Here is a 14350-nt window from a genome sequence, read left to right as displayed (position 1 = left end):
TGCGGGTAACTGCTTGTCCAGGACGATAAAATTACAAGTGCAGGATGGACTATGAAGCTGGGTAAAAAGAAAGATGCCGACGCGTCCGTTGATGAAAAACCGTCGAAGAAGGCGGTAAAAAAGGAAAAGGCCAATGCCTCGGGCCCCAAGCTCAAGCGGCTGAATACCGTGGCAGTAAACCAGTCACTGGTCGTGGTTCTGGCGAGCGTAATTGCCGTTGCATTGCTTCATTTTCTGGTGGTCCAGCCTTCGGCAACGGAACGATTTGGCTCGTTGAAAGCGCTCGAGGCCGATGCCGCAGCGCTTCGACTGAACCAGTATTTCGACCAGGTCCAGAAAAGCGTCAATGGTCTCTCCACTCAGCCGCATGTGGTTCAGGCGCTGGGCAGCCCGAACGAGATACCGCCAACCGAAGTGCAGCTGGCGGATTCACTGCCCGGTATAGAGGCAGTCCATCTGTTTCCCTACCGTGACATTCCCCGTACTTCAAGCAATGAGGGACTGTTGGGGTTCTCGGGCCTTGAACTGGCCCGGCGCGCTGAAACCGGCCAGCGGCTCTTCCCGGATGCCTTCCCAAGGGATGATCGCTGGTTTTTCCAGATGGCCACCCCGGTGCGGAACCCGACAAGCAATGCGGTCATCGGAAGCCTGCTGATCATCTTCGACTCCGCCCAGATCCAGCCGTTGCTGCAAGTGGTCAATTCCAGCCTCGGCGGCCAGTTGGCGCTGGTCCAGACGGTGTCAGGTTCGTCCCGCACCGTAGTCAGCAATGGCAACGGATCCGGAAGCGCCGAATCCCGGACGCTCGGCAATCCTGACTGGACGGTAACCTATACCCCCGCCAGATCCTCCGTAGCGCCGGTGGATACGTTGATGATCGCTATTCTGGTTGGGGTTCCCGCGCTGATCGCAGCCATTATTGTCTGGGTCCTGCTGGGCGGAGCCCAGAAAGGTCTGCGCCAGGATGTGACCGCTTTGATCCAGTGGGCTCACAAGGTATTTGGCGGAGAGCGGGTGAAATTGCCAACCTTCCGCTGGGATATGGTGGCGTCAACCGGTGAGGTGCTGTACCGGTTGTCACAGGTTGTCGATAAGCGGGTCGCCAAGGCTGGCGAAGCGGCGAAGCCAAAGCAGGCTGCTGCCGGGAAGGCCGGTGCAGGTACCGCCAAGGGCAGCGATGAACCCCTGTTCCAGGAAAAGGACATGCTCGATATCGACATGCTTGATGGCGATGAGGACGTTCTCGGTTTTAACAGTGGCGAAGATACCGTCTTTGGTTCCGGCGACACCCCGGATGTAGAAGAGGTGGCACTGCCTCAGGTAGAGCTGTCCCGGGATATTTTCCGGGCCTATGACATTCGAGGCATTGTCGGCGAAACCCTGACTGCCGAGGGCGTTGAGGTGATCGGCCGGGCCATTGGTTCCGAAGCCCTGGAGCGTGGTGTCGACAGCCTCTGCATTGGTTATGACGGTCGCCATTCGAGCCCGGATCTTGCGGATGCCCTTGCTCGTGGAGTGATGGCCACCGGGTGCAACGTGATTCATGTGGGCGCCGTGCCCACACCGGTACTCTATTTTGCCACCCACGAACTCCAGACCGGCTCTGGCGTCATGGTGACTGGCAGTCACAACCCCTCCAATTACAACGGCCTGAAAATCATGCTGGGTGGAGAAACCCTCTCGGGGGAAGCCATCCAGAAACTGTATCAGCGAATTCAGACCGGCGAGTTTGCCAGTGGTCGGGGCAGTCAGAGCACCGAGGATGTCCGCCGTGCCTATCTGGACCGGATTGTTGGCGATATTGCGGTAGCGGCACCGCTCAAGGTCGTCGTTGATGCCGGCAATGGCATTGCCGGCGAACTCGCACCCATGCTCATTGAAGAGTTGGGCTGTGAGGTGATTCCACTTTACTGCGAGGTGGATGGTGACTTTCCGAACCATCATCCGGATCCCGGCAAACCGGTAAACCTTGCGGATCTGATTGCCCGTGTCGAATCGGAAGGCGCCGACATCGGACTGGCTTTCGACGGCGATGGCGATCGACTCGGCGTGGTCACCAATTCCGGAAAGATCATCTGGCCAGATCGCCTGATGATGTTGTTCGCCCGGGATGTGGTGTCCCGCAATCCGGGTGCTGACGTTCTCTATGACGTGAAGTGCAGCCGCAGGCTGGCCGGTGTCATATCCGAAGCGGGCGGCCGACCCATCATGTGGAAAACCGGTCATTCACTGATGAAAGCAAAAATGAAAGAGACTGGCGCGCTCCTGGCCGGGGAAATGAGCGGTCATATCTTCTTTGGCGAGCGCTGGTACGGTTTTGATGACGGGCTCTATTCCGCCGCCCGCCTGCTGGAAATCCTGGGTATTGAAGACCGGCACAGCGATGAGGTCTTCGAGGATTTCCCGGACGATATCAGCACCCCGGAGCTGAATGTCGAAGTGACCGAAAGCTCCAAGTTCGACATCATAGAACGGCTCGGCGAGGACGGTGACTTTGGTGACGGCAACATAAGCACCATTGATGGCATCCGGGTGGACTACGCCGACGGCTGGGGGCTGTGTCGGGCATCCAATACCACGCCAGTGCTGGTACTGCGCTTCGAGGCGGAGACCGAGGACGCACTGGAACGTATCAAGTCTGTGTTCCGGGATCAGCTGCAGAAGGCAGCGCCGGATCTGGTGGCAGAGTTTTGATTTGAAAGCTCACTGACGATTTGCAGATCGATAACAACTCAGGATTAACAAGGCGAAAACATGGCGCTGGATCGTGAAACAGCAATGCAGGTGGCTTCGGTACTGAGCCGGGGCCTGCCCTATATTCAAAGGTTTACCGGCAAGACCGTGGTCATCAAGTATGGCGGTAACGCCATGGAAAACGAAGACCTGAAGAGCAGTTTTGCCCGTGATGTGGTGTTGATGAAACTGGTAGGTATCAACCCGATCGTTGTCCACGGCGGTGGGCCCCAGATCGGAGAGTTGCTGGAACGATTGAGCATCCAGTCCCGGTTCGTCAATGGCATGCGGGTCACCGATTCAGAAACCATGGATGTGGTGGAAATGGTGCTCGGTGGCCAGGTGAACAAGGAAATCGTTTCCCTGATCAATTCCCACGGCGGCATGGCGGTAGGGCTCACCGGGAAAGATGCGAACCTGATCCGGGCCCGCAAGCTGGAGGTGGTCAACCGTTCTCCCGAACTGGAGCGGCCCGAAATTATCGACATCGGCCATGTTGGCGAGGTTGCCAGTGTGAACGTAGACGTTATCGACATGCTTACCCGCAGCAACCTGATTCCGGTGATTGCACCAATTGGCGTGGGGCCCGATGGCGCTTCCTACAACATCAATGCCGACCTGGTGGCGGGCAAGGTGGCCGAGGCCATGAAAGCCGAAAAGCTGATCCTGCTGACCAATGTGGCCGGACTCAAGAGCAAGGACGACAAGGTGCTTACCGGGCTCACGGCCAAGCAGGTTAACGAGCTTATCGAAGACGGTACGATTCATGGCGGCATGCTGCCGAAGATCCGGTGCGCCCTCAGTGCAGTGGAGAATGGTGTACGCACGTCCCATATCATCGACGGCAGGGTCGCTCATGCGTGCTTGCTGGAGATCTTCACCGATGAGGGTGTCGGCACCCTGATTTCACGTAACTGACGGCACCCGACAAGGAGTCTCCGGATGAAGCGCCTGCTTGCGACGCTGGTAGTACTGGTTCTGATCGGCTTTGCCGCGTTCAAGGCAGGTGTCTGGTGGCTGGCAGACCAGCGCATGGCTGAAGCAAGACAGGCGCTGGAATCCTACGGTGTGCTGCATCGAGGCAGCATCAGTTCCGGTATTGAGGGCCGGCTGGTTCTCAACAATGCCAGTTGGCAGGATTTCGAGCTTACCCAGCCGCTGGATATCGCCCGGGCGGAGTTTGATACTGGTTCACCCGTTGACCTGCTGTCTGCTCTTGCCGATCCGACCAGTCTGCCGGCCCAGTGGACCCTGAGACTTGATGGCCTTGGCCTGACTCTGGACCCGACCATGCTCCGGAACTGGGTCACCGCAGAGGGCGTTAACAGTGAGGGAGATCCGGCGCTGTTTGTCCTGTCATGTGCGCCAGATCCGCGGCAGCAACTGGGGAGCGGCGATCTGATCCGCATGGGCATCACTGCGCTGGCCGGCGATGGTTTCGTGCGCCAGACCCAAGGCAATCTCCACGCGGAGCTGAATACCATCAGCACCGGTAGTCTCGAGCTGGACTGGCCTGATGCCCGAATCCGGGTTCAGGATTCCGAACTGTCCGTTTTGGACGGTGCCGAGCCTATGCGTTTGACCTTGCGCGATGGCGGCCTGATGCGCCGAATCGCCGCCTACTGTGCCCGCGAAGCCGGCATTGAAACCGGCGAATGGGCCGGCCGGGCGGTGGCCGCGCTGGTTGCTGGACTTGAAGCCCGGGGGGTGGCCGCCAGCGACCAGTTGAAAGCGCTTTACCGGCAGTGGCTGCTTGAGGGCGGTGAGCTTACCGTGAACCTGCAACCGGATCAGCCCATGTTTGGTGTTCCTGTCAGAGTGGATGACAACGGTGGCCAGGGCCCAAGCTGGCCAGTTCGCTACAATGGTGCCGGCGTACCGGACGTCTTTCTGACCGAGGCCGAGCCTGTTGTTCAGGAAACACCAGAAGTGGCGGTTGAGCCAGTGGTGCCAAGAGAAGATCCTGAGACCGAAAGCTGGTACCCGGCGGAACTGGAGAGCGCCGAACAATGGATTGACCGGCAGGTTCGGGTAACCCTGTCCAACGATAATGTTGTGGAGGGTCGTCTGGTGAGCGTCAGCGAGCGTGAGCTGGAAGTGGCCCGCGTGGTTGCCGGTGGTGAAGTCGCCTATCCGATGTTGACCAGGGCGATCGTCAACTTTGAAGTCTGGCGTCGTGGCCGTGCACAATGATTCCAGTGGGAATCTGAGAGGAAACTATGTCGCAGTCCGATAGCAAATCCGCAACGGTGCCGGGCATTCGTGACATGCTTGCCCGCCTGATATCGCTGCCTTCCATCAGCAGCGCGTCGGCGAAGTGGGATCACAGCAATGAGCCCGTGGTGCGAACGCTGGCCGAATGGCTCGAGGCTCTCGGGTTTTCTGTGGAAATCCTGGAAGTGCCGGGGATGCCCGGAAAGTACAATCTGATCGGAACCCTCGGCAGCGGCCCGGGTGGTCTGGTGCTGTCCGGCCACACCGACACAGTGCCCTTTGATGACAAACGCTGGCAGAGCGATCCCTTTACCCTGACCGAGCGGGACAACCGCTGGTACGGGCTGGGCACCTGTGACATGAAAGGTTTTTTTCCGTTGGCCATCGAGGCGGCCAGGGCCTTTGTGAACGAAGATCTCAAGCAGCCCTTGATCATACTGGCCACGGCCGACGAAGAGAGTTCGATGGATGGCGCCCGGGCCCTGGCCGAAGCCGGCAAGCCCAAGGCCCGCTACGCGGTCATCGGCGAGCCCACCAGCCTGAAACCGGTGCGCATGCACAAGGGCATCATGATGGAGCGCCTGAAATTCGAGGGCCAGTCCGGCCACTCCTCCAACCCGGCCCTCGGCCGCAATGCCATGGAAGGAATGCACGAAGCGCTCACAGAATTGCTGGCACTCCGGTCAGGCTGGCAGGAAAAATACCGGAACCCGAACTTTGAAGTGCAGTTTCCAACCCTGAATCTGGGCTGCATCCACGGCGGTGACAACCCCAACCGCATCTGCGCCCAGTGCGAGCTGCACTTTGACTTGCGTCCACTGCCGGGCATGAACATGGAAACGCTGCGCCAGACCATCCTGAGCAAGGTCCAGCCGATTGCGGAGCGTCGGGAGCTGTCGCTGGAATTCGAGCCACTCTTCGACGGCGTGCCACCCTTCGAAACCCCGGCCGATGCGGCCCTGGTCAAAGCCTGTGAAAAGCTCACCGGTCACACGGCCCACGCAGTCGCTTTCGCCACAGAAGCGCCCTGGTTACAGAAACTCGGCCTGGAAACCCTGGTCATGGGCCCCGGATCCATCGATCAGGCGCACCAACCGGATGAATTTATAGAGCTGTCCCAGCTGGAGCCAACCGTTAAAGTACTGCGAGGGCTTATCCGACAGTTTTGCCTTTAAGACGGAGTCCGGGTCAAATAGGGGGCTGAACACTGTCGGGAGCCCTCTCCAAAACACGCCCGTAAATACGTCCCTGTAGGGCTCGGTCGCGCCATCCCCGGCGCTCCACGGTTTTGGAGAGGGCTCCCGACAGTGTTCGTCAAGCTGGGTTGCAGGCCGCGTAAAGAAAAAAGCTTGGAGTATTCGAATTGAAATCAAACGACTGGCTGCATGGATTCCGCCATTCATCCCCCTACATCAACGCCCACCGCGGGCGTACGGTGGTGCTGACCATACCGGGGGATGCGATTGAACACGGGAATTTTATCAACATCATCCATGACATTGCGCTGCTGAGCAGCCTTGGCGTGCGGCTGGTCGTTGCCTTCGGTGCCCGCCCGCAAATCCAGGCGCGGCTGGATGGCGCCGGGGTGGAATCGTCGTTTGCCAAAGGGCTGCGGATTACACCGCAAGAGCACCTTGGCATGGTGATGGAGGCCATCGGTGGCCTGAGAGCTTACCTGGAAAGCCACCTTTCCATGGGGCTGGTGAATTCGCCGATGCACAATGCCCGTATTCGGGTGAGTGGGGGTAATTATGTGGCCGCCAAGCCCGTGGGTGTGCTGGATGGTATTGATTTTGGCCACACCGGCAAGGTGCGCCGGGTGGATGTGGCCGGCATCGAGAAACTGCTGGAGTTGGGGCACATTGTTCTATTACCGCCGATGGGTTATTCGCCCACCGGGGACGCCTTTAATCTCTCCTACGAGGATGTTGGTAGTCAGGTAGCGGCGGCGCTGCAGGCCGAAAAGCTGATGGTGTTTATTGATGATCCCGGCTTGCAGGAAGAGGACGGCAGCCTGATCAGGGAGCTGTCAGCGCGTCAGGCGTCCGAACGTCTGGCTTCCGGTGCGGTAACCGGTCACGATGCGGATCTGCTCAGGGCGGCCTGTGATGCCTGTGTGAAGGGCGTACGGCGTGCTCACATCATTAGCTATGTGGACGACGGGGCGTTGCTGAAAGAACTGTTCACTCGGGACGGTGCCGGCACGCTGGTGAGCGGCGATCACTACGAACAGTTCCGCCAGGCCAGGGTTGAGGATATTGGCGGGATTCTGGAACTGATTCAGCCATTGGAGGAGCAGGGCATTCTTGTGCGCCGTTCCCGGGAGATGCTGGAAACCGAAATTGACCGGTTTGTCGTGGCAGAGCGAGACGGGACCATCGTGGGCTGTGCCGCTCTTTACAGTTACCCCGAGGAAGGTGCCGGCGAGCTGTCCTGTTTTGCCGTGGATCCAAACTATCGCCGGGCCGGCCGAGGTGATGAGATTCTGGCGATGGTGGAGAAGCTGGCCAGGGGGCAGGGCATCCAGAAGCTGTTTGTGCTCACCACCCAGACGGAGCACTGGTTCCGGGAGCGGGGCTTCCAGCCTTCCACCGTGCAGGCCCTGCCCGGGCCGAAGCTGGCCTCCTACAATACCCAGCGGAACTCAAAGGTGTTCTTCAAACCGCTGTGACAGGGCCGCCAGGTGTTCAGACCTCTGGGGTTCCGGTTGCTCCGACAGCGTCTCGACGGCCTTGTAAAAGCTCGCAAAGTCGTAGTCTGCATTTCGAAGCATCTGCCGGAATGCCGGTACATGCTGGTTGTACTGGCGAAACAGCGCAACGTTGGCATTGTTCAGACTGACCGGTGCGGGTCCGAAAGGGCCCGGCTCGGGCCAGTCTGCGGAAAGCTCCTGATAGGCTAGCGCCAGGTCTTCGAAAATGGCCGTTTTCCGGTTTCGCAGTTGGTCATCAGACAAGCGGTCCTGTTCGGCGTACAGTGCCTGCAGGCGGGCGCTGAAGTCCTCCACCAGGGCCAGTGTCTGGTTGCGGCGGGCGAGACGGTCCAGGGCTTGCCGGAACTGACCGGGGTTGCCCTGCTCCGAGAGCCAGAGTCTCAGTCCCTCCAGCTCCACGGCGGTGGCGAAGCTTTCGTTAAAGGCCGTGTCATCGGCAATGTAGACCACCCGGTGGGCCAGTTCATGGAACATCAGGGCGACCATGCGGTCCGCCGCCAAGCGGGTAAAGCCAGTGTGCAGCGGGTCATCAAACCAGCCAAGGGTGGAATAGGCCGTCACACCACCAATGAAGGTGTCGAAACCTCTGTCCCGGAATTGCGCCTCCTCGGCACGCGCATCTTCCAAAGTGAAGTACCCCCGGTAGGCCTGGCAGCCGAGAACGGGGTAGCACCAGCGGTGTGGCTCCAGCGAGAATTCGGGCACGGCCACCAGATTGACCACTACCCAGGGTCTGTTGATCTCCACGTAGTCGCTGAAGGCGTCTCCTACCGGCAGGGCCAGTCGTTGGGCGGCGAAGTGCCGGGCCTGCTGTGTCAGCGAGAGTTTTCCTCGCAACTCCAGTGGGGTTTCATTATTTGCGAGGATCTTCTCCACCGGTTCCCCGGCCATCATCAAGGATAGATGCCCACTGACAGCTTGCGAATAGTAGCCAATGGTCGAACAGCCGTTAAGCATTGTTACCAGTAGCAAAAGTAGATAGATCTGACTAAGCTGTTTCATGGGTCAGGATGTTATAGTGGATTGGTTTGCCTGTGGGGGCCAGGCCGCTATAGTACAATCATGGTCTCTATAGTAGCAGCCGGTGGCATCCGCCATCGTTTCAGGGACGTGAGTCGGTACCGGGCAGTGTCTCCGGTGACTGTCCCGGCTTTGCGAGATATCAGGTAGTTCATGGATCCGAGAGAACGTCGTAGCAGCCCCCGCCAACCTATCAAGCTTGCCGCTCAGATTGATTTGGGAGCCGGTGAGGCGTGGCCGTGCCAGATCGCCGATTTTTGTGCAGAGGGCCTTTTCGTTCGCTATTCGAGTGAAACCTCGAAGAAGCTGGATCGGGCGTTGGCGTCCGGCACGCCGCCGGAACTGGTGGTTCGTTTTCGTGGCCTGGATGGCGCCCGCCGCCATGAACTGCACGTCAGTATTGTCCGGCGGATTGATGGCGCCATGGGAGTCAATTTCAGCCGCCCGAACCCGGAAGCGGTTGATGCCATGCTGCAGCAGTGCGGTGGCTCCCGCCGACAGGATCGCTCCTCTCTCCGGGCCCCCAGCGACCGGATCCAGTTTGTTCTGCATCAGTCCGCCAAGGCGGTGATCCAGTTTATCGAGCCGTTGATGGACGCCTGTTTTGTGCAGATGGTGGAGGGCCTGAAACAGGCGGCCCAGAAAGCCTCAAACGATCAGCAGGCGAATGAATACATGGATGCCTCGGGGCAGATCCAGGCCCGGCAACGGGTCATCTGGCACCAGATGGCGCGAAGCCTGGAATCGCCCTTGAAGCCCGCCCCAAAAGGCTTTCCCGGCTCCGAGCTCTCGGTGGTGGACAAGGGCGAGTTCGAGGACTGGCTGACCATTCGGGTGATGGTGACCAAGGCGGATACCCAGTACCGCGGCGACCTTCTGCAGCTCAAGCTCCGGCTGGACAAACTTGGCATCGCCAATGCCACGGGCCACCACAACCCCCTTGGACCATCCCTGGTCTGCGAAGCCTTCCATAATGGACTCAATCAGCTCAAGGCTTCCCGGGAGGTGGAGAAAGTCTGCCTGCGGGTCTTCGAGCAGACCGTGCTGCAGCAGTTGGGGCCTCTTTACAAGGAACTCAACGATATCCTGATTCGACACGGCGTTTTGCCGGACCTGGATCTCAGCAAGTATCTGAGCGAGCAGGCCGGGGCGAAGCCGGAGCAAAAGAAGGAGCAGGTTCAGCCAGAGCCGGTTTCGGCGGAGAGTGCTCCTGACGCATCGGAACCAACCCCAAAGGCGGAACAGGACAGCGCCAGATCGGCGCAACCTCGCCGCAAACCCGGAATGCTGGGTGGCGAATTCAGGGGCTATGCCCAGGCCGCGCAGACTGCATTCGCCACCGTTCGCAATCTGCTCAATACCTTGAGTGCGAGCCGTGTGGCCCGGGGCGATCCGGAACCCATGCCGTTCCAGCCAAACGCCAGACCATTGTCGTCCGGAGAGCTCCAGCGAGAACTCCAGCAGTTGCAGTCACAGGCCGTCGAAGCCGGGGAAGAGCTCGCGCCGTTAAAAGACCGGGTGGTCGAGAAGGTCAAGGCTAGCGGTGACAACAGGCTGGATGAAGAGCAGCAGGAAACGGTTGATGTGGTCGACCGCTTTTTCAAGTCGGTGGTGGAAAGCCCCAAACTCAGTGAATATGCCCAGCAGCGCATGCGGCAGCTGGAAGTGCCCGTTCTGAAAGTGGTCATGAGGGACCCTGCGTTCTTTGATGACCAGGATAGCCCGGTTCGTGGGGTGATGAACCGCCTGGCCCAATTGGGTGTCAAGGGTGGCCGGATCAATCCGGTGGTCCAGCGTCGGGTTGATGAGCTGGTGCAGCGGATTACCACGGATTTTGAGCAGGATACCGGAGTATTTGAGCACACGGTCCAGGAGCTGGACACCCTCATTGATCGCCAGAATCTTGTCTATCGCAGGAATGTGGAGCGTGTGACGGCCGCAGCAGAAGGCGCCCAGAAGGTAGCGGAATCCAAGAAGGCCGTGGCCGACGTGCTGGACCAGAAACTGGGCGGGCGCAAGGTGCCCAGGGCGGTGCTGAGCCTGTTGGACGGCGGATGGCGTGATCTGCTCTCGCTGACCTGGATCCGACAGGGGCCTGACAGCCAGCTCTGGCAGGATTACCTGGCGGTGATTGATTCCCTGCTGTCGTTCGCCGACGACCCCAACAGCACGATTAACCTGCCTGAATTGCTGCGGGTCATTCAGGATGGCCTGGCTTCCATTTCCAGTAACCATATGCCCTCATCCCAGATCCGTGACGAGCTCAAGCAGTTCCTGGTTCGCAGCCCGGAAAAAAGCCCCGAGCTGGTTGAGGTCCCGCCGGCCAAGCCGGAGCAGCCGGACACGAAAAAACTGTCCGATCGTGAACAGCGCAGCCTTCAGCGCTGGATCAATCGGGCCCAGCAACTGCGCACCGGTGACTGGCTGCGGGACCAGGAAAACCCCAAGGAGCCCCAGTACATCCGTCTGGTCTGGATTGCCCGCGGGTTCAGCCGGTTCGTGTTTGTTAATCATCAGGGCATGCGGGTGGTGGAGCTCGAGCTTGAGGCCCTGGCCCGTCAGATGCGCAAGGGGATTATCGTCCCCGATAGTCAGTACGAGCGACCACTGGTGGATGAGAGTATCGACCGCATGGTTCGCAAGGTTTACGACCAGCTGTCCTGGGCTTCCACCCATGATGAGCTGACGGGACTTCTGGGGCGCCGGGAGTTCGAACGGATGCTGGATCAGCAACTGGCCCGCCGGGAAGACGAGCGCTCCCTGGTGCGCCTGGATCTCCGCCGTTTCCGCCTGCTGAACGATACTGCCGGCTACCAGGCCGGCGATGAGACCCTCAAACGGGTGGCGGATATTCTGCGCAGTCACGTGGGGGATGGTATGCCCGTGGCCAGGCTGGCGGGCAATGAGTTTGCCATGCTGGTGCCCTCAGAGAGTGCAAGTGATGCGGCCAGGGATCTGGTCAAGGCGGTGGAGGCCGCCGAGTTCAGATTTGGTGGCAGGGATTATCGGCTTTCGGCCAGCGCCGGCGTCGTTCCCACCTTGCCGGCACTGGTCAGTGCCGAACGCTGGTTGCGGGCTTCTGAAGAGGCCCTGGCAGCTTCCCGGCAGCAGGGTCATGGGAAAGTGTCGGAGTATGCGCTGGATGCCGGGGATCAGGCCCGCCAGGAACAGATTGCCGCCAAGGTTGCCAGTCTCAGTGATTTGAATGAGGAACGCATGTTGCTGCGTTGCCAGAAGATCATACCTCTGCACGCCAAAGCCTCCATGGCGGCGCAGTACGAGGTGCTGATCAGCATGTACGATGACGACGGCAACCTCATTACCGGTCGGGACTTTGTTCGGATGGCCGAGCGTTATGACCGTATGCAGGCGGTGGATCGCTGGGTGGTCGGCCACATGCTGGACTGGCTCAGGGAGCAGGCACCGGACCCGCGGCATTTTGGCGGTGTCTGCATCAACCTGTCCGGTTACTCCATGAACGATCAATCGCTGCTGGAGTTCATCTACGAGAAGCTGAGTGAGAAGGACGCGCCCATAGAGCGGTTGTGGTTCGAGCTGACCGAAGCTTCGGCGATCAACGACGTCCAGTCAGTCGCCGATTTCATTATCGAGATGAAAGAACTCGGATGCCGGTTCTGTCTGGGCAACTTCGGTAGTGGCCCAAGTTCGTTCGAGTTCATGCGCTCCCTGCCCGTGGATCTGATCAAGATTGACAGTGCCTTTACCGGCCAGCTGGCAACCAGCGAGACCGATCGGGCAATGGTGCGCTCTATGGTGGATATGGCCCATTACATGCGTCGGGAAGTGATTGCTTCCCAGGTTGAGTCCCGGGACGTGCTGGACATGCTCAGGCAGCTGGGTGTCGACTATGCCCAGGGCTTCGTGGTCGAGAAGCCCCGTTTACTCGACAGTCTCACCTGATTCCGGCAATCTGCCCCTATGTCAAAACGCCATCCGATCATAGCGGTAACCGGTTCATCCGGTGCTGGAACCACCACCACCGGCCAGATTTTCAGCCGGATGTTCGCCAGTGAAGGGCTGAACGCTGCCATGGTCAGCGGGGACAGCTTCCACCGTTACAACCGTGAACAGATGGCCAGGCTCGCTGCGAAGGGCCAGTTCGGTGAGCGTAACCACTTTGCGCTGGCGGCCAATCACATCGACAAGCTTGAAGCCCTTTTCTACGATTACGGTCACACCGGTAACGGCCGTTACCGGCAATATGTCCACGACGAGGACCGACGGCTGGTGGAAGCCGGACACAAGCCCGGAACCTTCACGCCCTGGGGGCCCTTACCCCCGGACACGGATTTGCTGTTTTACGAGGGGCTGCATGGCGGCGTCGTCAGCGAAACCTGCAATATTGCCCAGTACGTGGACCTGTTGATCGGAGTGGTGCCCATTGTGAACCTCGAATGGATCCAGAAGATCCACCGGGACACCCACAAGCGGGGATACAGCCAGGAAGCGGTGGTGGAAACCATCATCAACCGCATGGATGACTATGTTCACGATATCGTTCCCCAGTTTTCTCATACCCACATCAACTTCCAGCGCATTCCACTGGTGGACACGTCCAATCCCTTTGTTGTCCGGGACGTTCCGACCGAGGACGAGAGCATGCTGGTTATCCGGTTCCGCGATCAATCTGAAGTGGATTTTCCTTACCTGCTGCAGGTGATCTCTGGCAGCAGCCTTTCCCGACACGACACCCTCGTGATTCCGGGCACAAAAATGCCGCTGGCCATGGACCTGATTGTCAGGCCCATGGTGCAGCGGCTGATGGCAAGAAAGCCATTCGCCTGATCCGTCAGGCCGTCAGTCGGCCGTCCCGGTAATCCCGAAGCGTCTGCTCAATTTCCTCCCGGGTATTCATCACGAACGGGCCGTACTGGACCACAGGTTCACCAATGGGCTTGCCGGCGATCAGCAGCAGGCGCGCCCCGGATTCTCCGGCAGTGAGAGCAATCCGGTCTCCGTTGTCACCCAGAATGTTGGCAGCGCTGCGTTGAAGTGCGCGATCGGCCAGGTTGGCGGTGCCCTCGTACAGGTACAGCATGGCATTGTGACCCTCCGGAACCGGCAGCGTCACACTTGCACCCGATTCGAGGTGGATGTCAGCGTAGATTGGCTGGGTGCTTCGATCCGCTACTGAGCCCTCGTGAAGCTGGCCCTCGATCTCCATGTTGCCGGCGATGAGCTTCACCTTGCCGCCTTCAAAGACGATCTCAGGGATCTCTTCCGGCTGGATATCGCGGTAACCCGCTTCTGTCATTTTCTCTGCCGCGGGCAGATTCAGCCAGAGCTGGAAACCCCGCATCACGCCTTCTTCCTGCTGCGGCATTTCCGAGTGAATGATCCCACGGCCGGCGGTCATCCACTGAACGCCGCCATTGCGCAGGTCGCCGCGGTTCCCCAGGTGATCCTCGTGCAGCATGTGCCCCTCGATCATATAGGTCACCGTCTCGAAACCCCGGTGAGGGTGCGATGGAAAACCGGCGATATAGTCGGCGGCCTCGGCGGAGCCGAACTCGTCCAGCATCAGGAACGGATCCAGGCGGATATTCTGTTGCTGGCCGATGGAGCGCTTGATGCGCACGCCGGCACCGTCGGAAGTTTCCAGGGCTGGAATAATCTGTTTCAGGGAGCGCAGGGTCATGGTGTCCTCCT

9 protein-coding genes are annotated in these 14350 nt (G+C 59.5%); 7 read left to right on the top strand and 2 right to left on the bottom strand.

Annotated features, from left to right (window positions below; all coding sequences use genetic code 11):
- Positions 1-51 precede the first annotated feature (51 nt).
- The 5 genes from SIC15_RS18355 (at position 52) to argA (ending at position 7618) form a co-directional block, all read left to right on the top strand.
- Positions 52-2694: a phosphomannomutase/phosphoglucomutase gene (locus SIC15_RS18355; RefSeq protein ID WP_412536636.1), complete on the top strand. Its 2643-nt coding sequence runs from the start codon at positions 52-54 to the stop codon at positions 2692-2694.
- Between the two features lie 60 nt (positions 2695-2754).
- Positions 2755-3651 carry an acetylglutamate kinase gene (argB, locus tag SIC15_RS18350; protein WP_377949169.1) on the top strand — a complete coding sequence of 299 codons (897 nt, stop codon included), beginning with the start codon at positions 2755-2757 and terminating at the stop codon, positions 3649-3651.
- Positions 3652-3675: 24 nt separating this feature from the next.
- Positions 3676-4926: an acetylornithine deacetylase gene (locus tag SIC15_RS18345; RefSeq protein WP_412536635.1), complete on the top strand. Its 1251-nt coding sequence runs from the start codon at positions 3676-3678 to the stop codon at positions 4924-4926.
- Between the two features lie 26 nt (positions 4927-4952).
- The gene (gene argE / locus SIC15_RS18340) at positions 4953-6122 is read left to right on the top strand and encodes an acetylornithine deacetylase (RefSeq protein WP_069182117.1); all 1170 of its coding nucleotides are present in this window, start codon (positions 4953-4955) and stop codon (positions 6120-6122) included.
- Positions 6123-6310: 188 nt separating this feature from the next.
- Positions 6311-7618 (top strand): amino-acid N-acetyltransferase, encoded by a 1308-nt coding sequence (gene argA / locus SIC15_RS18335; protein ID WP_069182116.1) that lies wholly within the window; start codon positions 6311-6313, stop codon positions 7616-7618.
- Here argA and SIC15_RS18330 read toward each other — a convergent pair.
- Positions 7592-8662: an aminopeptidase gene (locus SIC15_RS18330; RefSeq protein WP_412536634.1), complete on the bottom strand. Its 1071-nt coding sequence runs from the start codon at positions 8660-8662 to the stop codon at positions 7592-7594. The genes argA and SIC15_RS18330 overlap by 27 nt on opposite strands.
- Positions 8663-8833: 171 nt before the next feature.
- Here SIC15_RS18330 and SIC15_RS18325 point away from each other — a divergent pair, with 171 nt between their 5' ends.
- Together SIC15_RS18325 and SIC15_RS18320 are read left to right on the top strand one after the other, a co-directional pair.
- On the top strand, positions 8834-12601 hold the full coding sequence (locus SIC15_RS18325; RefSeq protein ID WP_412536633.1) for a DUF1631 family protein: 3768 nt from the start codon (positions 8834-8836) through the stop codon (positions 12599-12601).
- An 18-nt stretch (positions 12602-12619) separates the two neighbouring features.
- The gene (locus tag SIC15_RS18320) at positions 12620-13486 is read left to right on the top strand and encodes a phosphoribulokinase (RefSeq protein ID WP_069182113.1); all 867 of its coding nucleotides are present in this window, start codon (positions 12620-12622) and stop codon (positions 13484-13486) included.
- Between the two features lie 4 nt (positions 13487-13490).
- Here SIC15_RS18320 and SIC15_RS18315 read toward each other — a convergent pair whose 3' ends face one another.
- Positions 13491-14339 (bottom strand): pirin family protein, encoded by an 849-nt coding sequence (locus tag SIC15_RS18315; protein WP_291904463.1) that lies wholly within the window; start codon positions 14337-14339, stop codon positions 13491-13493.
- Between the last annotated feature and the right edge of the window lie 11 nt (positions 14340-14350).

It is taken from the genome of Marinobacter sp. MIT932201, from assembly GCF_047123295.1.
Classification (GTDB): domain Bacteria; phylum Pseudomonadota; class Gammaproteobacteria; order Pseudomonadales; family Oleiphilaceae; genus Marinobacter; species Marinobacter salsuginis.
The sequence above is the reverse complement of the archived record's forward strand: the minus strand, read 5'-3'. Positions and strand labels throughout refer to the sequence as shown.

Coding starts and splice junctions, on each gene's coding strand:
- SIC15_RS18325 (WP_412536633.1), top strand. CDS start 8,834: ATGGATCCGAGAGAACGTCGTAGCAGCCCCCGCCAACCTATCAAGCTT.
- SIC15_RS18320 (WP_069182113.1), top strand. CDS start 12,620: ATGTCAAAACGCCATCCGATCATAGCGGTAACCGGTTCATCCGGTGCT.
- argE (WP_069182117.1), top strand. CDS start 4,953: ATGTCGCAGTCCGATAGCAAATCCGCAACGGTGCCGGGCATTCGTGAC.
- argB (WP_377949169.1), top strand. CDS start 2,755: ATGGCGCTGGATCGTGAAACAGCAATGCAGGTGGCTTCGGTACTGAGC.
- SIC15_RS18315 (WP_291904463.1), bottom strand. CDS start 14,339: ATGACCCTGCGCTCCCTGAAACAGATTATTCCAGCCCTGGAAACTTCC.
- SIC15_RS18330 (WP_412536634.1), bottom strand. CDS start 8,662: ATGAAACAGCTTAGTCAGATCTATCTACTTTTGCTACTGGTAACAATG.
- SIC15_RS18355 (WP_412536636.1), top strand. CDS start 52: ATGAAGCTGGGTAAAAAGAAAGATGCCGACGCGTCCGTTGATGAAAAA.
- SIC15_RS18345 (WP_412536635.1), top strand. CDS start 3,676: ATGAAGCGCCTGCTTGCGACGCTGGTAGTACTGGTTCTGATCGGCTTT.